Origin of the sequence: Saccharopolyspora taberi (genome assembly GCF_039534165.1) — a bacterium.
GTDB lineage: Bacteria > Actinomycetota > Actinomycetes > Mycobacteriales > Pseudonocardiaceae > Saccharopolyspora_D > Saccharopolyspora_D taberi.
The window spans coordinates 1-778 of the sequence record NZ_BAAAUX010000051.1 but is presented as its reverse complement, the minus strand read 5'-3'; the positions used below and the strand labels follow the sequence as shown (position 1 = coordinate 778).

The following is a 778-nucleotide window of genomic DNA, read 5'->3' as shown; positions in this document are numbered from 1 at the left end:
CGTTTACGGCGTGGACTACCAGGGTATCTAATCCTGTTCGCTCCCCACGCTTTCGCTCCTCAGCGTCAGTATCGGCCCAGAGACCCGCCTTCGCCACCGGTGTTCCTCCTGATATCTGCGCATTTCACCGCTACACCAGGAATTCCAGTCTCCCCTACCGAACTCAAGTCTGCCCGTATCGACCGCAAGCTGAAGGTTAAGCCTCCAGTTTTCACGAGCGACGCGACAAACCGCCTACGAGCTCTTTACGCCCAATAAATCCGGACAACGCTCGCACCCTACGTATTACCGCGGCTGCTGGCACGTAGTTAGCCGGTGCTTCTTCTACACCTACCGTCACCCCAAGAGGCTTCGTCGGTGTCGAAAGAGGTTTACAACCCGAAGGCCGTCATCCCCCACGCGGCGTTGCTGCGTCAGGCTTTCGCCCATTGCGCAAGATTCCCCACTGCTGCCTCCCGTAGGAGTCTGGGCCGTGTCTCAGTCCCAGTGTGGCCGGTCACCCTCTCAGGCCGGCTACCCGTCGTCGCCTTGGTAGGCCATCACCCCACCAACAAGCTGATAGGCCGCGGGCTCATCCTGCACCGCCGGAACTTTCCACACCAGACCATGCGGTCCAATGTCGTATCCGGTATTAGACCCCGTTTCCAAGGCTTATCCCAGAGTGCAGGGCAGATTACCCACGTGTTACTCACCCGTTCGCCACTCATCCACACCCGAAGATGCTTCAGCGTTCGACTTGCATGTGTTAAGCACGCCGCCAGCGTTCGTCCTGAGCCAG

The 778-nt window shown here is 59.1% G+C and carries 1 rRNA gene; it reads right to left on the bottom strand.

Annotated elements, in window-relative coordinates:
- Positions 1 to 778 (bottom strand): 16S ribosomal RNA (locus tag ABD691_RS33550); the annotation flags it as partial.